The sequence below is a fragment of the Streptomyces sp. NPDC005402 genome (assembly GCF_040606575.1).
Classification (GTDB): Bacteria; Actinomycetota; Actinomycetes; order Streptomycetales; family Streptomycetaceae; genus Streptomyces.
Genome location: NZ_JBEXFB010000005.1, coordinates 355719 through 379004, shown reverse-complemented (window position 1 = coordinate 379004; position 23286 = coordinate 355719). Strand labels below are relative to the sequence as shown.

General features: G+C 70.1%; 18 protein-coding genes. 5 read left to right on the top strand and 13 right to left on the bottom strand.

Going from position 1 to position 23286, the window contains the following annotated elements; translation table 11 throughout:
* Nucleotides 1-29: 29 nt before the first annotated feature.
* The 3 genes from ABZT02_RS12450 to ABZT02_RS12440 form a co-directional block, all read right to left on the bottom strand.
* Entirely contained in the window at nt 30-923 is an 894-nt protein-coding gene (locus ABZT02_RS12450) for a carbohydrate ABC transporter permease (RefSeq protein ID WP_356016910.1), read from the bottom strand.
* Entirely contained in the window at nt 923-1768 is an 846-nt protein-coding gene (locus ABZT02_RS12445) for a sugar ABC transporter permease (protein ID WP_356017137.1), read from the bottom strand. Before ABZT02_RS12445 ends, ABZT02_RS12450 begins: the two co-directional genes overlap by 1 nt.
* A gap of 83 nt (nt 1769-1851) precedes the next feature.
* The gene (locus tag ABZT02_RS12440) at nt 1852-3231 is read right to left on the bottom strand and encodes an extracellular solute-binding protein (protein ID WP_356016909.1); all 1380 of its coding nucleotides are present in this window, start codon (nt 3229-3231) and stop codon (nt 1852-1854) included.
* Nucleotides 3232-3469: 238 nt separating this feature from the next.
* Between ABZT02_RS12440 and ABZT02_RS12435 the strand changes: the two genes are divergently transcribed.
* Complete coding sequence (locus ABZT02_RS12435; protein WP_356017135.1) at nt 3470-4708, top strand: ROK family transcriptional regulator; 1239 nt, start codon at nt 3470-3472, stop codon at nt 4706-4708.
* Between the two features lie 78 nt (nt 4709-4786).
* Here the strand turns inward: ABZT02_RS12435 and ABZT02_RS12430 are convergent, their stop codons facing one another.
* A complete protein-coding gene (locus ABZT02_RS12430; protein ID WP_356016907.1) occupies nt 4787-5527 on the bottom strand; it encodes an SDR family oxidoreductase in 741 nt (246 codons plus the stop codon).
* A gap of 49 nt (nt 5528-5576) precedes the next feature.
* Entirely contained in the window at nt 5577-5939 is a 363-nt protein-coding gene (locus ABZT02_RS12425; protein WP_356016905.1) for a helix-turn-helix domain-containing protein, read from the bottom strand.
* A gap of 96 nt (nt 5940-6035) precedes the next feature.
* Here ABZT02_RS12425 and ABZT02_RS12420 point away from each other — a divergent pair, with 96 nt between their 5' ends.
* Nucleotides 6036-6917, top strand: a complete 882-nt coding sequence (locus ABZT02_RS12420) for an NAD(P)-binding domain-containing protein (RefSeq protein ID WP_356016903.1) — start codon at nt 6036-6038, stop codon at nt 6915-6917.
* A 65-nt stretch (nt 6918-6982) separates the two neighbouring features.
* On the opposite strand, the gene ABZT02_RS12415 is transcribed toward ABZT02_RS12420, so the two are convergent.
* From ABZT02_RS12415 to ABZT02_RS12405, 3 genes are all read right to left on the bottom strand, one after another.
* Complete coding sequence (locus tag ABZT02_RS12415) at nt 6983-7801, bottom strand: SAM-dependent methyltransferase (protein ID WP_356016902.1); 819 nt, start codon at nt 7799-7801, stop codon at nt 6983-6985.
* Nucleotides 7802-7877: 76 nt separating this feature from the next.
* Nucleotides 7878-8129 carry a DUF397 domain-containing protein gene (locus ABZT02_RS12410; protein ID WP_356016900.1) on the bottom strand — a complete coding sequence of 84 codons (252 nt, stop codon included), beginning with the start codon at nt 8127-8129 and terminating at the stop codon, nt 7878-7880.
* Nucleotides 8126-9001 carry a helix-turn-helix transcriptional regulator gene (locus ABZT02_RS12405; RefSeq protein ID WP_356016898.1) on the bottom strand — a complete coding sequence of 292 codons (876 nt, stop codon included), beginning with the start codon at nt 8999-9001 and terminating at the stop codon, nt 8126-8128. Before ABZT02_RS12405 ends, ABZT02_RS12410 begins: the two co-directional genes overlap by 4 nt.
* Before the next feature lie 276 nt (nt 9002-9277).
* On the opposite strand from ABZT02_RS12405, the gene ABZT02_RS12400 reads away from it, so the two are divergent.
* Complete coding sequence (locus ABZT02_RS12400; protein WP_356016896.1) at nt 9278-9706, top strand: ATP-binding protein; 429 nt, start codon at nt 9278-9280, stop codon at nt 9704-9706.
* Nucleotide 9707: 1 nt separating this feature from the next.
* Here ABZT02_RS12400 and ABZT02_RS12395 read toward each other — a convergent pair whose 3' ends face one another.
* Nucleotides 9708-11015 (bottom strand): GAF domain-containing SpoIIE family protein phosphatase, encoded by a 1308-nt coding sequence (locus ABZT02_RS12395; RefSeq protein WP_356016894.1) that lies wholly within the window; start codon nt 11013-11015, stop codon nt 9708-9710.
* Between the two features lie 165 nt (nt 11016-11180).
* On the opposite strand from ABZT02_RS12395, the gene ABZT02_RS12390 reads away from it, so the two are divergent.
* Nucleotides 11181-11993, top strand: a complete 813-nt coding sequence (locus ABZT02_RS12390; protein WP_356016892.1) for an SAM-dependent methyltransferase — start codon at nt 11181-11183, stop codon at nt 11991-11993.
* 152 nt (nt 11994-12145) lie between these two features.
* On the opposite strand, the gene ABZT02_RS12385 is transcribed toward ABZT02_RS12390, so the two are convergent.
* The 3 genes from ABZT02_RS12385 to ABZT02_RS12375 all read right to left on the bottom strand — a co-directional run bounded on the left by ABZT02_RS12385 (nt 12146) and on the right by ABZT02_RS12375 (nt 20453).
* Nucleotides 12146-13405 carry an alginate lyase family protein gene (locus tag ABZT02_RS12385; protein WP_356016890.1) on the bottom strand — a complete coding sequence of 420 codons (1260 nt, stop codon included), beginning with the start codon at nt 13403-13405 and terminating at the stop codon, nt 12146-12148.
* The gene (locus ABZT02_RS12380; RefSeq protein ID WP_356016888.1) at nt 13402-15045 is read right to left on the bottom strand and encodes a glycosyl hydrolase family 28-related protein; all 1644 of its coding nucleotides are present in this window, start codon (nt 15043-15045) and stop codon (nt 13402-13404) included. Before ABZT02_RS12380 ends, ABZT02_RS12385 begins: the two co-directional genes overlap by 4 nt.
* A 206-nt stretch (nt 15046-15251) precedes the next feature.
* Nucleotides 15252-20453: a family 43 glycosylhydrolase gene (locus ABZT02_RS12375; protein ID WP_356016886.1), complete on the bottom strand. Its 5202-nt coding sequence runs from the start codon at nt 20451-20453 to the stop codon at nt 15252-15254.
* 244 nt (nt 20454-20697) lie between these two features.
* Here ABZT02_RS12375 and ABZT02_RS12370 point away from each other — a divergent pair, with 244 nt between their 5' ends.
* The gene (locus ABZT02_RS12370) at nt 20698-20874 is read left to right on the top strand and encodes a hypothetical protein (protein ID WP_086723861.1); all 177 of its coding nucleotides are present in this window, start codon (nt 20698-20700) and stop codon (nt 20872-20874) included.
* 6 nt (nt 20875-20880) lie between these two features.
* Here the strand turns inward: ABZT02_RS12370 and ABZT02_RS12365 are convergent, their stop codons facing one another.
* A complete protein-coding gene (locus ABZT02_RS12365; RefSeq protein WP_356016884.1) occupies nt 20881-23211 on the bottom strand; it encodes a glycoside hydrolase family 95-like protein in 2331 nt (776 codons plus the stop codon).
* Nucleotides 23212-23286: the final 75 nt, after the last annotated feature.

Here is a 23286-nt window from a genome sequence, read left to right as displayed (position 1 = left end):
GGTGTCTTTCTCCGTGCAAGTGGGGGGCGTCAGCCCTTGAGGGCCCCGCCGAGCGCGAATCCGCCGCCGAGCTTGCGGGCCAGCAGCAGGTAGAGCATCACGACGGGCAGCGAGTAGAGGAGCGAGAACGCCGACAACTGCCCGTACTGCGTCTGGTCGTGGGCGGAGAGGAAGGTGAACACGCTGACGGACGCGGGGAGTTTCTCCGGGGACAGCAGCAGGATGAAGGGGACGAAGAAGTTCCCCCACATGCCGATGAACGTGAAGATGGTGACCACGACGACACCCGGCCGCATCAGGGGCAGCACCACCCGCCACAGCACCTGCATGGTGTTCGCGCCGTCGATCCGGGCGGCCTCCTCCAGGACGATCGGGACGCCGTCCATGAAGTTCTTCATCAGCCAGATCCCGAACGGCAGCGCGGACGCGGCCAGGAACAGGGTCGTGCCCGGCATCGAGTCGATCAGGTTGACCTGCACGAACATGCTGTACACCGGGATCATCACGGCGGTGATGGGCAGCCCGGTGGAGAACAGGATCGTGTACAGGAACGGCCGCCGCACCCGGGACCGGTAGCGCGACAGCGGGTAGGCGGCGAGGACCGACGCCACCACGGTCACCGCCGTGCCGAAGCCGCACAGCAGCAGGCTGTTGAGCATCGGACGATACGTGGTGTCGACGTCGAGGACGGCGTCGAAGTTGTCGAGCGTCAGCGCCGAAGGCCAGTTCAGGCGGAAGGAGTTGGTGTCGCTCACCGAGGCGAGCACCATCCACAGCAGTGGCAGGACGTACAGCACGGACACGGCCAGCAGGACGAGGTTGACGGTGACGCGCGCCGGACGGATGCGGCGCCCGCGCGGACGAGCGGATACCGGAGGGGCCTTGGTGACGGTCCCGGGGGGAGTCGTGGCGACGGCGGCCATCAGTCGTCCTCCAGTTTGAGCAGCCGGATGTACACGACGGAGAACAGGGCACCGACCACCAGCAGGACGAGGGCGATGGCGGTGCCGTAGCCGATCAGGCTGTTCTGGAAGGCCTGTTGGTACATGAAGATCGGCAGGGTCTCGCTCTTGTTGCCCGGTCCGCCGCGGGTCATGGTGTAGACGAGACCGAAGACGGAGAGCGTCTGGAGCGTGATCAGCATCAGGTTCGTCAGGATCGACGGCCTGATGACCGGCAGGACGACCCGCCACAGCCGCTGCCAGGGTCCGGCTCCGTCCATCTCGGCGGCCTCCACCAGTTCCTGGGGCACGTCGTTGATGGCGGCGGTGAAGACCATCAGGGAGAAGGCGGTGCCGCGCCACACGTTGGCCAGGCACACGGCGAGGATCGGCATCGTGTAGAGCCAGTTCTGGTCCGGCAGCCGCAGCGCGTCCAGAAGGGAGTTGAGCGAGCCCTGGTTGTAGAAGAAGGCGTACATCAGATAGCCGGCGACCACCTCGGGCAGCACCCACGCGGCGATGACCACGCCGTTGACGAGTGCCCGTACCGGCTGGGTGGCCTTCTGCATCAGGACCGCGAGCGCGAGCCCGAGGGTGTTCTGGCCGACGACCGCGGAGCCGACCACGAACACCAGGGTCAGCCACATCGCGTTGAGGAAGTCGGTGTCCTTGAACGCCCTGGTGAAGTTGTCGACGCCGACGAAGTGGGTGCCGGCGGCCCCGGTGAGCTGCATGTCGGTGAACGCGTAGTACACGCAGTACGCGATCGGACCGGCCAGGAACACCACCAGCAGAACCACGGCCGGGACCGTCGGCAGGCCGCGCAGGAGCGAGCGGACGGCGGGAGCGGGCGCCCCGCGGGACCGGCGGTGGTGACCGCCGGTCCCGTGAGGCGCCGGGGCGAGGGCGGTCACGAAGTGCCCTCCACGGTCTTGTCGTCGCCCACCGCCGCCTTGACATCGTTATCGAAGGTCGAGGCGGCCTTGTCGACGGAGGCCTGACCGGTCGTCACGGACTCCATCGCCTTCTGGATCGCGGTCGAGACCTGGTTGTAGGCGGGCAGCCCGGGCCGGTAATGGGTGTCGGCCACCAGCTCGGTGAAGAACTTGTTGGTCGGCACCGAGTTCAGGTACGTCGGGTCCGAGGCGACGTCGGTGCGCACCGCGATGTTCGCGTTCGTCGCGTTCCACTTGGCGGCGTTGGTCTTGGTCTGGAGCGTGGTCGACAGGAACCTCCAGGCCAGGTCGGGGTTCTTGGCCTTCGCCGGGATCGACCAGGCCCAGCCGCCCGACATGCTCGTACGGCCCGGCGCCTGGCCGTTCTGCGTCGGCATCGCCGCCGTGCCCATCACCGACTGCCACTCGGTCCACGGCTTGGCCGCCGCCGAACTCCAGTTGTTGGGCATCCAGGAGCCGTCGATGTCGATCGCCAGCTTGCCCTCGGGGATGAGCTCGGTGCCCACGGTGGTCCCGAAGTTGGCGCCCAGCGCCTGCTCCTTGGCCGGGCCGAGCCCCTGGCTGTAGAGGGTGTGGACGAAATCGAGCGCGTCCTTGAAGCCCTGGCTGCCCACGACCCACTTCTTCTGCGAGGCGTCGTAGAGCGCCTTGTCGCCGGCCGGGGTGCCGTACAGCAGCATCTCGAAGCCCTGCATGGAGGAGGCCTCGCCGCCTGCCTGGCCGGTGTAGAGGTTCAGCGGGGTGACATCGGGCAGCTTCGCCTTGATCTTCCTGGCGGCGGCGATCACGTCGGCCCAGGTCTTCGGCTGCCAGGGCACGGAGATCCCGGCCTTCTGGAGGAGCTGCTTGTTGTACCAGATCCCACGGGTGTCGGTGTCGTCCGGTACGGCGTAGACCTTGCCGTCGGAGGCTCCGGTCACCGCGCCCTTGGCGGCCTTGGCGTACTGCGACCAGTCGGCCCACTTGGCGGTGTAGGTGTCGAGGGGCTTGAGATAGCCGCCCGCGATGTCGGAGTTGATGAGCGCGGTGTCCTCGTAGACCAGGTCGGGTGCGGTCGCGGGGGAGCGCATCATGAGCTGGAGCTTGGTGTAGTAGTCGTTCTCGGAGGCGACGACCGGCACGAGGGTCACCTTGGTGCCCGGGTCGGCCTTGGTGAACTCCTTCACCATCGAGGCGAGGAAGGTGGCCTGGAGCTTGTTGGTGCTGTCCAGGTTCTGCCAGTAGACGACCTTGATGGACTTGGCCGAGCTGCCTGACGAGCCCGAACCGCATCCTGCGACGGCCAGGGCGGTGGCGGCGGTGACGGCCGCGGCGGTGACGATTCTCGAGCGCACAGTGGTTCCTCCGGGACGCGAAACCTGAGGGAAAGCCGCGAGTTCTCGGCCTGGAGGCCAGCCCTGACGACGCCCCAGTCTCTGCGCCACCCTGCGCTGATCGGCCCCAACGGCCGGATTTTGATGGGCGTCAGCTAAATCCATTTGATGGATGAAGTCAATGCCTCCAGTATGTAAACTTTCGCCGTGCGAAGGCCGGGGGCGGCGGATGAGGGGACCAGGTGACCGACAGGTGACGATGCTCAGCGGGACGAACCTGCCGCGGGTCGGCGGCTACAACCAGGCCGTGGTCCTGGACGCCATCCGCACCACGGGACAGGTGAGCCGGGTCGAGCTGGCGGCTCTCACGGGACTGACCAACCAGACCGTCTCCAACGTCGTCCGCAAACTCCTCGACGCGGGTCTCGTGGCGGAGTCCGGCCAGGCCCCCTCCAGCGGCGGCAAGCGCCGCACCCTGCTGACCATCCGGGCCGAAGGCGCCTGCGCGGTCGGCGTCCACCTCGATCCCGACGCCGCGGTCATCGTGGTCGTCGACCTGGCCGGCGAGGTGATCGGCAGCAGGCGGCTGCGGCTCACCGACCCGGGCGACCCGGCCGACGTCGTGGACCGCATCGCGCGCACCACCGGGCGCCTCCTCGACCGCAGCGCCGTGGACCGCACCCGCCTGCTCGGCCTCGGCATCGCCGCGCCCGGTCCCCTCGACGGCACCACCGGCGCCGTGGTCTCCCCGCCGAACTTCCCGGGCTGGGGACGCGTCCCCCTCACGGACCTGTTCGCCGAGGCCACCGGACTGCCCGTCGCCCTCGACAACGACGCCACCGCAGCCGCCATCGGCGAGCGCTGGATCGGCGGCGCGGACCGGGCGGGCAGCTTCCTGTTCCTCTACCTCGGCACCGGCGTCGGCGCCGGAATCGTCCTCAACAACACGGTCCTGCACGGCGATTCGGGCAACGCCGGCGAGTTCGGTCACATGGCCGTGGAACCCGGCGACCGCGTCTGCCACTGCGGTGCCATGGACTGCCTCGGCCCGTACGTCAGCCCGGCCGCGATCATCGACGACCTGCTGCGCCTGCACGGCTCGGCCGCCGCCGACCGCATCGGCCTCACGGGTACGCCCGACTCCGTGCACCACGACTGGAAGGCCCTGCGCCGAGCCGCCCGCGCGGGCGACGCCGACGCCTGCGACGTCGTACGACGTGCCGCGCGCCGCATCGGCGAGGCCGCCCGCGGCGCTGCCAGCCTCCTCGATGTCAGCCGCGTCGTCCTCGGCGGTGAGGCGCTGCGCGGCATCGAGCCGATCATCCGCGAGGAGGTCGAGGCCGCCGTCAACCGCACGTCCGTCGCCCGTACGATCCGCGCGGTCGCCGTCGAGCAGAGCGTGATCGGCGAGACGGTGGGCGCGGTGGGGGCGGCGTCGCTGGTGCTGCACGGGAACTACGCGCCGGGGTGGCGGATGCTGACGGACGCGACGGGCTGAAGTGGGGCGGTGCGCGTCCAGTTGCGGGGCGTGCTGATGTCACGTCCCTGAAGTCCGGGTCGGTTCGGCCGTGCGGGCTCAGGTCAGGTTCAGGCCGCCGTCGAGCACGATGACCTCCCCGGTCAGATAGCCGCTGCCGATCACCGATGCCACCAGGTCGGCCACGTCGGCGGGCCGGGCCGGGCGGTGCATCGGCGCGCGGTCCCGCCACAGCTCGTGCGCCTGTGCCCAGTCCTTCGTCATCGGCGTGTCCACGAGGCCCGGCGCCACCGCGTTCACCCGGACGTCGGGCCCGAGTGCGGCCGCGAGCAGCCGGGTCACGTGGTTGAGTGCGGCCTTGCTCGCCGCGTACGGCACCGAGGAACCCTTGGGCCGTACGCCGGCGTGGCTGGTGATGTTGACGATGCTGCCGCCCCCGGGGGACCGCCGCAGCGCCGGAAGGGCCGCGGTGCACAGCACCCAGGGGGCGATGAGGTTGACCTCCAGCAGTCGCCGCCAGTCCGCCGGAGTGGCCGCAGCGAGGTCCGCGTGCGGGATCGGCCAACTGATGCCCGCGTTGTTCACCAGCACGTCCAGCCGCCCGAAGTGGCCCAGCGCCTTCTCGATCAGCCCCCGGGCCTCCTCCTCGACGCCGAGGTCCGCCTGGACGTAGGCGCCGCCGAGCTCCGCCGCCAGCGCCTTCCCGGCCTCCGCGCTGCGCCGCGAGTGCACGACGACCCGTGTCCCGTCCGCCGCGAGCCGCCGTACGACGGCCTCACCGATCCCCGACGTGGACCCGGTGACCAGGGCGACGCGCCGGTCTCCTTCTTCGATGCTCATGACAGTGGATCTTGTCACGGCACGCCTGTGAGAGGTCCCGTGGGAGCCGTCAGGCGATCGACCCCGCGTTCCGCGTAACGGTCACTCGCCCGCGTCCCCAGGCGGCCAGCGGCTGGAGTGCGACGTTGAGGCGCTCGCCGTCCTCGGTCAGTGAGTACTCGACGCGAGGCGGTACCTCGTCGTACGAGACGCGGCGCACCACGCCGTCCGTCTCCATCTCGCGCAGGTGGGAGGCGAGCACCTTCTCGGTGATGCCCGGAAGCAGCCGGCGCAACTCGCCGAAGCGGCGGCAGGGGTGCTCGTGGAGCGCCCACAGGATCAGCACCTTCCACTTGCCGCCGATCACCTCCATCGCGGTGTCGATCCCGCAGATGTGTCCGTCCGGCGTGCCCGGCCGGTTCAGCGTCGTCATGCCCCACCCCTTCGACGTGCTCGCTCACCTCGGGGTAACCACCCACTCCGAAGTGCGTACTTGATCATCCACCGGGCTGTGACCAGCCTGGTCGGCATGACACAGAACGTTGTTGAGAAGACCCCCGTCACCCTGCTGGGCCTCGGCGCGATGGGTACCGCGCTGGCCCGAACCTGGTTGGCCGCAGGCCATCCGCTCACCGTCTGGAACCGAACTCCCGCCCGTGCCGCCCCGCTTGCCGCCGAGGGCGCGAAGGCCGCGGACAGTGCTGCCGAGGCGGTCGCCGCGAACGCCCTGGTCGTCGTCTGCCTGTTGGACGACTCCTCGGTCCAGGACGCGCTGGCCGGCACCGACCTGGCCGGCCGGGACCTGGTCAACCTGACCACCGGTACCCCCGCCCAGGCACGCGACCGCGCCGCGTGGGCCCGCGAGCGCGGTGCCCGCTACCTCGACGGCGGGATCATGGCCGTCCCTCCGATGATCGGTGTCGAGGAGGCCGGCGGCTATGTCTTCTACAGCGGCTCGCGGGAGCTGTTGGAGGAGCACCGCGAGACGCTGGCCGTCCCGGCCGGCACCGTCTACGTCGGCCAGGACGCGGGCTTCGCGGCGCTGCACGACGTGGCCCTGCTCAGCGCCATGTACGGGATGTTCGCCGGAGCCGCACACGCCTTCGCCCTGATCCGGAAGGAGGACATCGACCCCACCTCGCTCGCCCCGCTGCTCGCCGACTGGCTCGTCGCGATGGCCCCGGCCGTGCACCGGACCGCCGACCAGCTGCGGAGCGGCGACTACACCCAAGGTGTGGTCTCCAGCCTCACCATGCAGGTGGCCGGCGCGCCGGGCTTCCTGAGCACCGCCGAACAGCAGGGCGTCAGCCCGGAACTGCTCAGCCCCTACTTCGCGTTGATGCGCCGCCGCCTGGCCGAGGGCGGCGGGGAGGAGGACCTGACGGGCGTGATCGACCTGCTGGTGCGCTGACGGCGTGCGCCGCCCGGGCGGCGCGGCCGTGCGGTGCATCCGGCTCCCGCACGGCCGACGCCGCGTCACGGCTTGATACCCACCCCGGCCCACGCGCTGACCTCGGCGTCGGTGAGCTCCGGGTCCGGGCCCTGCGGGCCGTCCGGGCGCCAGCGGTGGGTCAGGGAGATGCCCGGGTCGAGCAGGTTGAGCCCCTCGAAGAAGCGGGCGACCTCCGCCTGGCTGCGGACCTGGGCCCGGGTGCCGGCGGCGGCGTAGATGCCGACGAGCTTCTCCCACAGCTCCGGGGCGAAGTCGCCCGTGCAGTGGCTCACGGCCAGCGCGCTGCCCGAGGGCAGGGCGTCCAGGAGGCGGGAGACGATGCCGTACGGGTCCCAGTCGTCCGGCACGAAGTGCAGGATGGCGTTGAGGGACAGGGCCACGGGCCGGTTCAGGTCGAGGGTCTTGGCCAGCTCGGGAGAGCTGAGGATCGCCTCGGGGTCGGTGAAGTCGCCCTGGACGTAGGCCGTGCGGCCCTCGGGCGTGTTGCGCATCAGGCGCTCGGCGTACTTGAGGACCAGCGGGTCGTTGTCGGCGTAGACCACGCGTGCCTCGGGCGCGACGGACTGCGCGACCTGGTGGAGGTTCGGCTCGGTGGGGATGCCGGTGCCGATGTCCAGCCACTGGCGGACGCCGTACTCCCGCGCGAGGACGCGGGTGGCGCGGTGCATGAAGGCGCGTATCTCGCGGGCGCACGTGAAGATGCCGGGGTAGGTGGCCGCGACGGTCTCGGCCGCCTGCTTGTCGACGTCGAAGTGGTCCTTGCCGCCGAGGTAGTAGTCGTACATCCGGGCGGAGTGGGGCCGGCTGGTGTCGATCTCCCGCGCGGCGTGGGAGTGGGTCATCCTGTCCCTTTCAGGTGGTGTGCGTGGGGGTGTCGGGCAGGTCGCTGCCGGGGGCAGGTCCGGCTCGGGTCGTGGTTCAGCCGGCCGTGAGATGGTCGGCGAGGCCCCGCTTGACGCCCGCGACGAACGCGGCGATCTCCTGCGGGGTGTAGATCAGCGCGGGCCCGGCCGGATCGGTCGACTGCCGCAGCGCCACCCGGCCGTCCGCCAGGAGCTTCGTCTGCACGCACTGGCCGCCGTTGGGACCGCTCCACGGGGACTCCCAGCCCTGGTCGCCGAGATCGGTGGCGGGCATCCCGTTGTAGACGTGACAGTCGGTGCTGGTCATGAGTACTCCTTGCGCATGCGGTTCAGGAGCGCCTTGCTGTCCGCGTCCGAGGTCATCAGGGACATGCGGTTGTGCGCCTCCAGATGCGCCGACACGTCGGAGCGCTGATCCAGGTACATCGCGCCGGAGAGGACCTCGGTGTAGACGATGTCCGGCAGCTCCGGCTCCTCGAAGCGGAAGTAGGTGAACGGGGCGCACGCGCCCACGTGGGCGCCCGCGGTGAACGGCACCACGTCGACGCTGACGTGATCCAGTTCCGAGACCTCCAGGAGCCGTTCGATCTGCTCCCGCATGACCTCGGGGCCGCCGACCACCCGGTGCAGCACGGCCTCTTCCATCACCACCCACAGCGTGGGCGCGTCGGGTCTCTCCAACAGGCTCTGGCGGCGCAGCCGCAGGTCCACCCGCCGCCCGAGGTCCTCGTCGGCCTCGCCCGGGAAGCCGCCGCGCAGGACCGCGCGTGCGTAGGCGTGGGTCTGGAGCAGGCCCGTGACGTAGTGGGGCTCGTAGGTGCGCAGGATCCTGGCCCCGGCCTCCAGGCTGACGTAGGCGCTGAACCAGTTCGGCAGGACGTCCCGGTAGGTGTGCCACCAGCCGGGCTCGTTGGCCCGCTCGGCGAGGGCGACGAACTCGTCGATCTCCTGCCGGTCGGCCCCGTAGGTCTCCAGCAGCTTCTCCACATAGAGCGGCTTGAGGGCGACCTCGGCCTTCTCCAGGCGGCGGATGGTCAGGGACGTCACCCTGAGCGCCCTGGCCGCGTCCTCCAGCGAGGCCCCGGCGCCCTGCCGCCGCTCCTGAAGACGCCGGCCCAGGATCATGCGCAGCACGGTGGGAGCACTGGTACCACCCGTGCCCGTACGGCCTTCGCTCACGTCCTGACCTCCTGAGGGGCTGTCACCGGCACGAGTCTGACAGCGACTTGCTGATGCCACCAGGCGGATATCGGCTTTCTGAAATTATCAGGGAGCTGGTTGCAGGTTGAACTTGGGTGCGAGCATAGTGACGTGTGTGACCCGTGCCGCTGAACGCGCGCACGGTGGCACCAACGGCCCCTACCCCCGGGCGCGTTGGCATTTCTCCCTGCCCCCGATGCGTCTCGCCCGGCCGCGCCGCCGCCCCCACGGAAGGCCAACACCGTGTCCCCCCACATGACCTCGTCCCGTCAGCTGTTAGACGCCGTGGACCAGGAACGAACCCACTGGATCGAACTTCCCGCGCACCGCTCCAGCATCGGGGTCGCCCGCCGCTCCGTCGGCACCCGGCTCAAGGCCTGGAGCCTGCCGGGCGAGCTGCGCTCGGACGCGGTGCTGCTCCTGTCCGAGCTGGCCACCAACGCCGTGTGCCACACCCTCAGCGCGCGCATCCTGTGCGGCATCGGGCTGGTCACCGACGACATCCTCCGGCTGGAGGTGCACGACCACGACCACTCGGGCTCCACACTCCGCCGGTGCCGTGCGGGCCTCGACGACGAGGGCGGGCGCGGCCTGTTCCTGGTGGAGGAACTCGCGGACACCTGGGGGGTGGACCGGTCGAGGCTCACCGGCGGCAATGCCGTGTGGGCCAATCTGACGGCCTGAACTAGCCCTTGGTGGGGGTGAGTTCGGCGAGCAGCAGGGTTCGGTCGTCCGCGCCGGCCGGATCGGAGGGGGCGTGCAGCAGCCGTCGGCACAGGGAGGGCAGCGGGTCGTGGTCGACGGCCGCGGCGTCGAGCGCCCGGGCGAGGCGGGCGATCTCGTGGTCTATGTCGGCGTCCCTGGACTCGACCAGACCGTCGCTGTAGAGCACGAGCAGCGCCGGGTCGTCGATGTGCAGCACGGTCGGCTCGTAGGTGCCCGCGGCGAGCCCGAGCGGCAGGCCCGCGCCGACCAGCGTGACCGGAGCGGTCCGGCCGTCCGGGCCGCGCAGGAGCGGGGGAGGGTGACCTGCGCCCACGAGGGTGCAGGTGCGCTGCCGCGGATCCCACTCGGCGTAGATGCAGGTCGCGAAGGAGGCGCCCGGGGTGTCGCTGGCGAGTGCGTCGAGCCGTCGTATGAGATCGGCCGGGGGGATGTCGAGGCCGGCCAGCGTGCGGACGGCGGTGCGCAGTTGGATCATCGCCACGGCGGACTCCGGACCGTGCCCCATGGCGTCCCCGACGATCAGACTGACCCGGTCGCCCGGCCGTCTGAGCACGTCGAACCAGTCCCCGCCGATGATCGAACCCTGTCCGGCGGGCAGCGAGCCGTGGGCGATACGGCAGCCCTCGACCTCCTGGATCGTGCCGGGCAGCAGGCTGCCGCGGATGGCCAGGGCGGTGCGGCGCTCGTGCTCGTAGCGGCGTGCGTTGTCCAGGGCGACCGCGGCCCGCGAGGCCAGCGACTCCACGGCGGCGACGTCCGCGGTCAGGAACGGTCCGCGGTCCGGTCCGCGGGAGCAGGCGACGAATCCGATCGCCCCGCCCCGCAGCCGCAGCGGCACCACGAGGAAGGAACGCGTCTTGAGGAGTTCGCCGATGCGCGCGTCCTCACCGGCGGAGGCGGCGAGCCGCTCGGCCGTGTGGTCGTCGACCGAGTCGAGCAACTGCGCGTGGCCGTCGACCAGTGCGCGGGCGTACGGGGTCTCGCGGGGGAAGACGAGCACCTCGCCGACCGGCAGCGTGCGTTCCCAGGACTCGGGCGCGTCCGTGCCCACCCGCAGGGCCAGCCTGCGGGCCTCGATCTGGGCGGGGTCCGCGCCGGCGTACGTGGTCTCCTCGCGCCGCCACCGCTCCAGCAGATACAGGGACGCCGCGTCGCAGAAGCCGGGCGTCAGCGCGTGCACGACATGGCTGCCGGTCAGCCCCAGGTCGAGTTCCGAGCCGATGACGTCGGCCGCGGGGGAGAAGGCCGAACGGCGCGGTGGGGGCACGACGGTGGGGGTGTCGTCGACGGAGCGGCTGTGCGGTTCGTTCCGCAGGGTCGTAGTGCCTTTCCGGGTGGGGGTCCGGGTGCCCGGCAACACAATTGATCGCCGGACGTCGCAGGGCAACTATATGATGGATCGTCAAGTACCTTGTTGGGAAAGGACGTTCTGGTGACCGACACGGATGCTCTGCCGCCAGGGACCGATCCGGACAAGGCGAGCGTAGCCCGGATGTACGACGCGTTGCTGGGTGGGGAGCACAACTTCGCCATCGACCGGGAGGCGGTCGCGGCCGTCACCGCCATCGACCCCCAGGTGCGCGCGCTGGCCCGGGCCAACCGCGCCTTCCTCGGCCGGGCCGTGCGCTTCCTGGCCGGGGCCGGTGTCCGGCAGTTCATCGACCTCGGCTCGGGGATCCCGACGCAGGGCAACGTCCACGAGGTGGCTCAGGCGGCGAGCCCGAGAGCCCGGGTGATCTACGTCGACAAGGACCCGGTGGCCGTCGCGCACAGCACCACCCTGCTCGCCGACAACCCGCACGCCGACATCGTCGACGCCGACATCCGGCGGCCGGCCGACGTCCTGGGCTCGCCGCAGGTGCGCGAGCTGATCGACTTCGACCAGCCGGTCGCCGTGCTCATGGTCGCGATCCTGCATTTCGTCGCACCCGAGGAGAACCCGGCCGGCATCGTCGCCGCCTTCCGGGACGCCCTGCCCGAGGGCAGCTGGCTCGCCCTGTCCCACGCCACCAACCAGGACCGCCCGGACACGGCCGCCGCGGTCACCCAGCTGTACCGCTCCCGGGCCACCTCACCGGTCACCGTCCGTTCCCACGACGAGATCCAGGGCCTCTTCACCGGGTTCGACCTGACGGAACCCGGCCTGGTCCATGTCCCGCTGTGGCGCCCGGACGAGGGCGAGGACGTCCCGGAGAACCCGTCGGAGTACTGGGTGTACGCGGGAGTCGGCCGCAAGACCGGTTGAGCCCCGTTCGGACGTCGACGGCGCTGGGCCTCCTACGGCACGCTCATCGCTCGGAGTTGAGCGTGCCGTAGGGGGCCCGAGCATTGTGCGGGTGCTGCGCCACCGGACGTCGACCGGGCGATCGACCTGTCCACGACGTCCCGACGAGGGCCTCACCCCGCGATGGAGTCCAGCTGTTCCGCCGCCGGACGCAGCGCCCACAGGTCGCCGCCCGGCGGCGCCTCCAGCAACGGAACAGCCCTGCGCGCCCGTGTGTCGCCGGCGTCGGCGGCCGCGTGGACGACGTCGGTCGCCGCGTACCGCAGGAACTCCAGCTCCGGATGGGGCCAGGCGGCGGTCCCGGTCGCGGCGGGCAGCAGATAGTCGACCGCCTTGAACAGGCTCTGCCCGTCCGGGCCCCGGTACGCCCACAGGTCGACCCCGACATGCCGGCCGATGGCCGCGAGCCGGGTGTAGGCGACCAGGTCGAAGGTCGAGTAGTGCCAGCTCCGGGTGCGGATCAGTTCCTGGGGCTGGCTTCCGTCGGCCGCGATCTGCGGCGCGATGCGCCTGCTGCGGGCGTCCAGGACCGTGCGGCGGGCCAGGGCCTTGTCCCCGGTCGCACAGGCGAGGCCGGCGAGCAGCAGGTCGTAGAAGGTGCCGTGGTTGTTGGCGGCGGCACCCTCCTGCTTCCCGAAGTCGCTGTCCTTGAGCCAGCCGAGGAAGTCGGAGTTCCACCGTGCCATGCCGGTGCGGTCCTTCCCGCTCCAGCCCGGAGCGCCGGTTTCCAGCAGGGCGATCGCGTCGACGACGCTGGTGTACGACTGCGAGAAGTCGATGATGCCGATGGCGCGCCCGTCGTACTTGCAGGGGATGAACTGCGCGTGGTCCAGGTTGGGGTTCATCCTCGTGGCCGGGTCGAGGAACCAGGTGCGCAGCACCTGTCCGGCCTTGCGCGCGTACCGCTTCTCGCCGGTGTAGTACCAGGCGAGGGAGAGGTCGTACGCGGAGTCGAAGGTCTTCTCGACGTCCTGCCGGTCGGTGCCGGAGTCGACCTCGGGATTGCGTTCGCCGTCACGCTGGACGTACGGGCAGCCCCATGGGTTGTCGGCGGTGGGGCTCTGGGAGGGCCACCAGTACGGGGCCTGGCTGAGGTAGTCGTGGACGTCGCCACCGGGAGCGGGCCTGGGCTTGTCGACGACGGTCCAGGGGCCCTGGTCCAGCCACTTGTCGGCGCGGGCGGTCAACGCCTTCACTGCGTGCCGGAGTTGCGGATCCCCGTGATCGAGGCGGGCTTTCGTTTGTTGCAGTCGGGCGCCGTCCAGGACCACGGTGTGCGGTGCCGCGGGCTGTGCGGCCACCGGTGCGGCGAGCCCTGTGGTGAACGCGGCCAGAGCGGTCAACAGGACGCACCAGCGGGACCGCGCGCTCATCGGCCCACTCCGTTCAGCCGGCGCTGGGCCTCGTACAGGTTCCGTGGCCGGACCGCGCCCGAACCGCCGTACAGCTCAAGGCGGGTGTGCAGATCGCCCGTGAAGTCGGGGACGTCGATCTGGTCGAACTCCCTGACCTCGTCGATGCCGACGGTCGCGGAGTACGGCGCCAGACCGTCGATCTTCACCAGCCCCGCGCGGCCGTTGGTGACGCGGATGTTCCAGTGGGTGAACCGGGCGCCGAACAGGGGCCCCGCGCTCGCGTCCCCGCCGTGGCGGCCGTTGTTGTTCACGGTGATGTCGGTGCGGACGTTGGCGAAGGGCAGACCGCGATGGCTGTCGAAGGTGCCCATCCGCATGTCACCGCGCGACCAGACGTTGTACGACGACAACCCCTCGACGTTGATGCCGTGCAGCTGGGTGCCACCGGGCGCGGGGCGGGTGCGCTCCTCGATCGTGAAGTCCTCGATGAGGTTGTCGTGCGACCCCTCGCGGCAGAAGTAGGGATGGTGGGAGCCGCGCCCCGCCACGCGCGTACGGCGCAGGGTGCACGCGGAGGCGGCCACCAGGCCGAACCCGTTGTCGACATGACGAACCGTCACGTCGTCCACCCAGCAGTCGTAGGCGCACTGGAGCACCACGCCGTTGTGGCCCTTGTCGAGCAGGTGCGGCTGCTGTGGGGTCTCGGGCGCCTCCAGGGTCAGGCCCTCGACCCCCGCGCCGCTCAACTCCTGCACATGCGTGGTCAGTTGCGGGGCCCACTCCGGCCGCAGGTCGAGCGGGAGCGGCCGCTCCAGGGTGACCCTCCGGCCGTGGACGCGGACGATGCGAACGGGCCACTCGTAGGGCACGTACGACGTCAGCTTCGTCTTGTCGTCCCAGAAGTAGGCCTCCGGACCGGGCCCGCCACCGCACATGTGCTCCAGGAGAGTGTGGTCCGCGTCGTCCGCGAGCCGGAGGAGGACCAGGGCCCCCGGACGCAGTGCGGAAGCGTCGGCGACCGTCACCGTCCAGGAGCCCTGCCGCGCCGGGGCGACCTCGGTGAGCGTCCGCCACTCGTCGCGCCGGTTGCCCGTCCAGCCCTCGAAGGGCCACGCCTTGGCCCTGATCGCGGCGACGAGCGATTCCCAACGGGCCCGGGGCGCGAGCCAGATCAGGCCGCCCGCCCATGACCACGACGACTTGTCCCCGCCGTAGCGGGAGCCGTACGTCCCGATGAGCTCGGTGAGGTTCTTGGTCGCGTACAACGTCGTACGACCGCTGCCGGCGCCCTTGAGGACCACGTTCGAGCGGTTCACGCGAATCACGTCGTCGATGCGGAACGTGCCCGGCGGGATGGTGACCGTGCCACCGCCGGCCCTTCCGGCGGCGGCGATGGCACGGTTGATCGCGGGGGCGGAGTCGGTCGTCCCGTCCGCCCTGGCGCCGAAGTCGCGCACGTCGGCGACGACCCGGCGGCACGGACGGTGTGTCGCCCCGCCGCGGCAGCCGGCCCGTCCTATGTACGGGATCTGCGGGTGGGTGTAGGGAGTGCGGCTGAACTCCCGCCACAGTGGTGCTGCTTCGGCCGCCGATGCGGCCCCGGCGCCGAGAGCGACGGTGACGGCAGTTCCCAGCAGAGACCTTCTGGTCATGCCCATGACATTACGGTGGCTCATGACGGATCGCCCTTCCACGTCTTCATGGATGTGAACGTCGTTCATAAGTACGTTGACCGGTGAGGATGCCATGACGCCGTGCCGGGCGAAAGAGGTTGCGCAGGGATTGATGGGTCATGTCCCTGAACCAGCGAAAACGCGGAGCCCCGTCGACAGGGAGGCTGTCGACGGGGCTCGGCTGGTTGGAACTACCGTCGGCTGCTGCCGATGGCGAGGATGCCGGTGACCTTCGATCCGGTCAGGTTGTCGTAGACGACCTCACCGCCGGACTTCTTCCAGATCCTCAGGTGGAAGGTGTCCGGGTCGTCGGTGGCACTGACCCGGAAGCCGTATCCGCTCTTGCCGTTGACCGTGCCGGACCCCTGGTGGACCGCCTGCGAGCCGGTGACCACGAGCCAGTCGGAGCCGCTCGAACGGAACTTCAGCCCGGCCCGGCCGAAGTCGAAGGAGACCTCACCGACGGGTGCGACGGCTCCTGGCAGGTAGGCCGCGGCGAAGGAGAAGGCGGCCTTGCCCGTCAGGCCCGGCTCGGCGGGGTAGGCCCCGGCCGGGGAGGTGAGGACACCGGCGCCGAGCGCGGGACCGGCGGAGCGGTCGTAGACGATCAGCTCGGGCAGCGTCCTGCTGTCCGAGGCGCCGTCGTCGTCGGTGACGGTGATCACCGGACGTCGGATGCCGGCCTTGGTGTACGCGTGCTCGGCCCGGCAGCCGGACGCGGTGACCGTGCCGGACTGCGGGGCGCCCCCGTCCTTCCAGTCGACCAGGCAGGTGTGGGTGTCACTCCTGCCAGGGTCGGTGAAATCGGCTGTGACGACCGTGCGCCTGCCGACCGACAGCGGGGCCTGCGGACCCGCCGCGGCGGCGATGGCGGGTGCCGCGTTGGCCACCTTCACCGTCGCGGTGTCCCTGCTGCGGCCGCCCGTGAGGGTGACCGTGTAGGTGCCGTCGTCGGTGCACGTGATCGTCGTCGCGGCCGAGTCCGGGTCGGCGAAGGAGCAGGGCGCTCCCGCCTCGACGGTCCACTTCGGGCCGCCGGCACCGGAGATCGTGCCGCGCAGCGCGATCGCGTCACCCTCCTTCCCGCTGCCGTCCGCACCGGCGTGCACCACGGTCACCGGGTCGACGCCCGTCAGGGTGGGCACGACCTTCTTGATCAGGCCGTCGGAGTCGAACTCCAGCCGGTCGACGGTGGTTTCGCGATGCATGCCGTCACCGCCGGGGATGGCGAAGCGGTGGTAGGCGATGTACCAGTCGTCGGTGCCCGGCACCTGCACGACCGAGTGGTGGCCGGGGCCCTTGATGCCGAGGGAGAGGTCCTTCTCCAGGATCACGCCCCGCTTGGTCCAGGGGCCGGTGGGGGAGGGACCGGCGGCGTAGGCGACGCGGTAGTTCTCGTCGCGGGTGTCGTTCTCCGACCACATGAAGTAGTAAGTGCCGCCCCGCTTGATGACGAAGGAGCCCTCGTTGTAGCCGCTGGGCGTGATGTCCTTCATCTTCGCGACGTCGACGGACGTCATGTCGGCGTTCAGCGGGGCCACATAGGCATGCCCGTTGCCCCAGTAGAGGTACGACTGACCGTCGTCGTCCGTGAAGACGGCCGGGTCGATCATCTGGCCGCTGAACTGGCCCGCCTTCAGCAGGGGTTGACCCAGCGCGTCCTTGAACGGCCCGGTCGGCGAGTCGGACACCGCGACACCGATGTTGGCGTCGGCGCAGAAGTAGAAGTAGTACTTCCCGTCCTTCTCGGCGATCGTCGGCGCCCAGGCCCTGCTGTCCGCCCACGAGATGTCGGGACCGAGGTCGAGGATGACGCCGTGGTCCTTCCAGTGGACCAGGTCGGTGGAGGAGTACGCCTTGAACTGCGTGCCGCTCCAGCCCTCGAAGCCGTCGGTCGTCGGATAGAGGTAGAAGGTGTCGCCGAAGCGCACGATGTTCGGGTCGGCGTTGAGACCCGGCAGGACCGGGCTCCTCATGACGAGCGCCGACACGGTCCAGGTGCGCTTCTTGCCGTCGGAGCCGGTCACCTCGTACGTCACCGGCTTGCTGAAGTCCTGCACGCTGCCGGAGGCGGGACTGATCGCCGCCCCGTGCGCGAGGGTGAACTCCGGTGCCAGCGCCGTGAGATCGGTGCCCTCCTTCATCGGCAGGGTGACCTTGCTGTCCGCGTTGTCGACGATGGCGTCGACCTTCAGCGCCGGGTGCGTCGCCTTGGCGACACCCGCGGTGTTGCCGCTGAGCTCCATGACCTCCGCGGCGGACAGGGCACGGTCGTAGATGCGGAAGTCGTCGACCTCGCCGCCGAAGGACGGGTCGGCCGCGTACAGGGACCTGCCGATGTAGCCGCTGTAGTCCTTGTTCGCGTCGTACAGCTCGGACGGCTTGACGGTGGTGGTCGTACGGGCCGCCTCGACGCCGTCGACGTAGAGGACCATCGTCCCGGTCGAGCCGTCGAGGGTGACCGTGACGTGCCGCCACTCGCCCGGCGTGAGCTGCGAGCCGGCGGTCAGCTTCGACTCCGCCGACCAGCTCGCCTTCGTGATGGCCGAGTAGAGGCTGTTGCCGCCGTTGGAGGGCGTGGCGAACAGGTACTTGTCACTGTCCGGACCGAGCCCGAACAGCCACTGGAAGCTGCTGCCGCCCTTCCACCTGGCGTACGTCGACACGGTCACGCTGTCGGCGTTCTTCAGCACACCGTTCGGGATCTTGACGTACGGCGAACCCGTCGTGTCTCCCGACATCTTGAAGGAGCCGCCCTGCACGCCCGTGCCGAAGGCGGGCGTACCGGCATAGGTGCCGTGGTAGCCGTGGCCGCTGGAGTCGACCGCGATGTTGCCGCTCGTCTCGTCGAAGCCGTAGTGCAGGAGCAGGTCGGCCGGGACGTCGGCGCCCTCCTCCGACACGGTGACCTCGGCCTGGACCGGGATCGCCGCGCCGTCGGGCAGACTGCCGGTGACCGTGAAGGTGCCCTCCTGGGCGTACTTCGACGCCGGGACGTACGCCCAGTCGACCGCGACGGGACGCTTGACTCCGTCGGCGTACGTGGCGATCACGGTGGCCGGCAGGACCGGGGCCTCACCGGTCCGCGTCTTCACCTTGATGCCCTCGACGCTCTCGACGAGCTGGTCCGGCTGGTAGGAGCGCAGGAGGCGGTCGTACTCGGCCTGGGTGACCGGGAGGACGGTGCCGTGGCGCGGCTTGGCCGGCAGGTCGTAGTCGGCGACCGGGGTCCAGTTGCCGGAGTCGAGGTCGGTCGTCTCGAAGGGGAGGTAGCCGCGGCCGCCGAACTCGTCTAGGAAGGCGTACCACTTCTCCTCGGTGTTCGACTTGAAGACCAGCGGCCCCTCGGCGGCGTTCATCGCGCCCTTGCCGATGCCCTCCGCGACCGCCGTCCAGTTCGGGTTCAGGATCGAGTCGCTCTTCTCCTCGAAGATGAACTTGCTGTTGGGCGTGGAGGAGGTGTTGTTCCGCTCGTCCTTCGACAGCCGGTAGTAGGTGCCGTTGTTCTGGATCATCGTGGAGTCGATGACCGAGTAACCGCGGTCGATCCAGACCTTGGGCTCGCTGAAGGTGTAGAAGTCGCGGGTGGTCGCGTACATCATGCGGTTGTACGTGTCGCCGGAGTGTGCCTCGTTGTCGTACAGCTTCGACGCCCAGAAGACGACGTACTTGCCGAGTTTCGCGTCGTAGAACGCCTCCGGCGCCCAGGTGTTGCCCGCGCTGTCGGGGGAGACCTTGATCAGCCGCTGGTTCGTCCAGTGGACCAGGTCGGTGGACTCCCACACCATGATGGACTTGCTGCCGGTGCGCTGGGACGCGTCCCAGTCGCCGTTGCCGTAGATCCTCAGGTCGGTGGCGATCTGGTAGAACTTGTCGCCCTCGGGGGAGCGGATGATGAACGGGTCGCGCAGGCCCTTCTCGCCGAGCGTGGAGGTCAGGACCGGCTTGCCGTCGTTCAGCTCCCGCCACTTCATCGGGTCGTCGCCCTTGCTGAGCGCGGCGTACAGCTGCTCGCCGTCCGAGGTGCCCTCGCCGGTGAAGTAGCTGAACATGTAGCCCTTGAGGGCTTGTCGCGCGGGCAGTTCGGGGACCTTCGCGGTGAAGGTGCGGGTCGCCTTCGCCCCGCCCTTGGTGACGCTGGCGGTCAGCTCGACGGTGGTGGCGCCGTCGCCGTGCGCGGGGCGGTGGACCACGCCGTCGGCGTCGATGACGGTCGGCCGGGCGGAGGACCAGGCGACCTTCGTGTCGTACGAGCCGGTCGCCGGGAGGGTCAGGTTGCCGCGTACGTCGTCGAGGTTGTGGACGGTGAGGGCCTGGGCGGCCTGCTCGGTGGCCGTCGCGTCGTCGAAGTCGGGCAGGACCGTGACGTCGAAGCGCTTGGTGTCGGTCACGGGACCCTTCTGGAGGGTCGCCGTGAGTGTGGCGTGGCCGTCCGGTTCACCGGCGGCGGGGCGGGTCACCTTGCCGGTGCCCGAGACGACGGCGGTGTTGTCGCTGGCCCAGGTGATGGTGGACCCACCGGCCGTGCCGGTCTTCGGCAGGTCCAGGTCCGCCGTGACCTGGCCGGTGTCGCCGAGGCTCAGCGCGGCCTTGTCGGCGGCGACGCCCTCGGTGGCGACGGGGAGGGAGAGCTGCTCGACCTCGGAGGCCGCGAGGGCCCGGTCGTAGACGCGGAAGTCCCGGATCCGGCCCTTGAAGAGCTTGTCGCCGGAGTAGACCGACTTGCCGATGTAGTTGGCGGTGGTGGTTCCGGAGCCGATGGCACCGGGCGTGATGGTGACCGCCGTGTTGCGGCCGACCTCGACACCGTCCTCGTACAGGACACCGGTGGTGCCGGTCTGGGTGTAGGTGAGCTGCTTCCACACCGCGCGGGTGAGGTTGTGCCCGTCGGAGGGCTTCGTGGTCTGCTCGGTCGACCAGTTGCCGGTCGCGATCGAGGTGCGCAGCGCGTTGCCGGTGGCGAACAGGTACCCGTTGCCGTTGCTGCCGCTGGAGTTGCCGAAGCCGTAGAGGAAGTACGGCGTGCTCTGGGCGGAGTCGATCAGCACGTCCGTGGAGACGGAGATCGACGTCATGCCCTTCATGACGTCGTCCGGCACCTTGATGTAGGTGTCGGAGCCGTTGAAGGCGAGCCCCTGCGCGGGGTCGGACCAGTCGGCGGTCCCGTTCACCGTGCCGTCGCGGCCGTTTCCGGAGGCGTCGGTGACGGTACTGCCCGAGGCGCCGTCCAGTCTGTACCAGAGGGCCAGTCCGTCGGTGACGTCCGCGGTGTCCGCCGCCTGGGCGGGGACCATGGGCGCGGCGAGGCCCAGGAGCAGTGACGCGGCGGTCAGACCGGCGAGGCGGCCCGCCCTGCGTCTCGCGCGGGTGCGCGGACGTGCGAGGTACGTCATGTGGGGTTCCCTGCTGAGGCGTGGCGGGGCCTCGGCCGTGGGCACCCTGCCGTTTCGGCTGTGTGACGTCGTGTTGCGAGAGTGTCAATCGGGTTGTACGGCAACGTCAAGAGGTTTCGAACGATGTCCGACAGGCCGAACGTACTGCTCTTCGGTCGTCAACCATCGGCATGCTCCGACAAGTTGGGGGAATTCGAGTGGCACGGGGCGTCAATGACCTAGTCATCCGAAGGGATGGACACCCATGCTGGCCATCATCTCCGCGGTCCTGTTCTTCATTTCCTTTCTGATCAACGCGGCGGACATCTCGACGAACGACACGTTCACCTCGACGAACATCATGCTGCTCGGCCTCATGGTGCTCGCACTTCACCTGGCCGGCATCGGCAGCGGCTGGAACGTGCGCGGCCGCAGGTCGTAGGTCTCGTCACGAACGGGGCAGCCCCCAGCGAGGGGCTGCCCCGTTCGGGCGGACCGGCGCGACGGTCAGGTCCGGGCGGTCACCCCTGGCGGTGACGAACGCCGACTCGCCCTCGCACAGGGCTATGCGGACGGAGCCGTCCCCGGCGTCCTCATGACGCAGGGGGCGGCCCCGCCCGTCCCGCACCTCGGTCGGCCCCGGGATCCCATGGCGTACGACGCAGGGGGCGCCGGCCTCGCTGGCCAGCCGCACCCAGCGGGTGGCGCCGCCCTGGCGGACCGCGCTGAGCAGGAAGGCGCCCTGGGTGCGGAAGTCGTGCACGGCAACGTCCTTCCAGGCGGCGGGCAGTGCGGGGAACACCCTGATGACCCCGCCCCACGACTGGCACACCATGTCGTGCAAGGACTGCGCCGCCGACAGAGGTGTCTCGATGACCGGCCCGGACTCCTGGTACATGGTGTTGGGCTGGATGTATCGGGTCATCAGCTCGCCGAGATACCGAAGCGCGTCCTCGCCCTTGCCGAGCAGTGCCGACATGGAGGCGGCGCCGGTGAAGGTGTAGCCCTGCAGGGCCCCCTCGAAGCCCACCCAGTGCGCCAACGACCGCTCGATCAGGGCGCGTTCGTCGGGCGTGCGGCCGGTGACCTCGTACAGCGGGTAGACCGCGAGCAGATGCGAGTAGTGGCGGTGCGACTTCGCGAAGGGGATGTCCGCGCCGATCATGAAGCCGTTCGCGTCCGTCGGATACGGCACCCGCTTTGCCAGCACCTCGCGCCAGCGGGGCGCCGACGGATCGTTGACGCCGAGCAGTTCGGCGGAGTCCAGAAGGGTCCGGCAGCCCCAGGTCAGGAGCATCAGGTCGTAGTTGCAGTCGCGTGAGTCGCCGCCGTACTCCGGGGAGAAGGTGGCGGGCAGGTGCAGCTTGCCGTCCGGGCCGGGTTCGAGGAAGTGCAGGTAGTAGCTGACCGCCTTGCGCAGCAGGGGGAACAGAACGTCCCGGAGGACCGACCTGTCCATCGTGTGGCGATAGCTGAGCCACACGTTGTGCAACGCCCAGGTCAGATTGCCGACTTCGGGGGTGGGCGGGTCCTGGCCGGGGATGCCGACGCCGTAGCCCATGAGGGCGCTGGCCGCGCCGTTGACCAGCTGGGGGTCGGTGGTGCGCGGGATGCCGAGGGAGTCGTTGCGGTACGGCGCCGGCGTCTCCTGGGCGAGGTTCTCCCGGAACTCGCTCAACGCCCGTGTGATGGCGTCGAGTTCGAGATGGTTGGAGCCGTGGATGAGCCAGTACTCCAGTTGGGCGTTGAGGTTCCACCAGGTGTTGGGCCACGGCGTGGGCTCCAGCCAGGGGCCGCTCGTCGCCATCACCGGCGCGTCACGGCGGGCGGCGGAGGCGGCCTTGTACAGCTGGATCCAGTAGAAGCGCTGGATACGGGCGTCGGGGAGCGACAGGAAGCTCTTGCGGTAGTAGGCGTGCCACCAGGCGCGGTGGTCGACGGCCAAGGCGGGGTAGGCAAGTTGAGCCGCCCGGCGGACCGCTTCAAGGGCCCGGCCCAGGGCGGCGGTCCCGGGGTGGGAGTGCGCGACGTGCGCGTACAGCGTCCGCGTCCGGCCCCTGGCCCGCTCCCGCCACGCGGTGACGTGCTGCCCGCCCGCCAGCAGCGGCTGCACGGCCGCGGCGATCCCGTCGTGGTCCGCGACGTGGGCGGGCGGATTGCCCCGGTAGCCGTCCGGCAGGGGCTTGAAAGCGGCCCGCGGGCTGATCGCGTCCGCCGGATGGAACACCCATCGGAAGCCGCGCTCGCCCTCGCTCGCGGTCACTTCCACGGCGAGGACGGCGCGGTCATTGTGGACCAGGGCGCGCAGGGTCAGGGTGCCCTGGTCGGTGGTGAGTGTGCCGGTCAACTCGGCATGGCGCAGGGACAGCCGCCAGTCGAGGCCGGTGATCGCGCCCACCGGCTCCAGCGTGAAGTAGCCGATCGGCAGCCGGGCCAGACCGAAGAGGGAGCCGAACTCGGGTCGGTGGTCCTGCACTTCGGAGTGCTGGATGTTGAACCGTACGGCCGTGGAGGTCGCTCCCGGCTCGGCGTAGATCCCGGAGCCGAGAAAGCCGTTGCCGAGGAAGGGGCCTTCGTACCAGGCCGTCGGCATCCGCTGCCAGACGAGGTCGGCGTCGTCGAGAACGGTGCGCCAGGGATCGCGGACCGACGCCGCTTCGGTGCGGTCGGCCGCTGCCGCCTGTGGGGTCGGGCCCGGGGCCAGCAGCGCGCCGCTGAGGGCGGTACCGGTGGCGAGGACGGTACGTCTGGACGGATCGGGAGCGACGGGAGAGGACATGGTGCCTCCAGACAGACTTGGCTCTGGTCCAGCAATCATCGGAGCTATCCCGCGATGCAACTTAGAGTTAGGGTT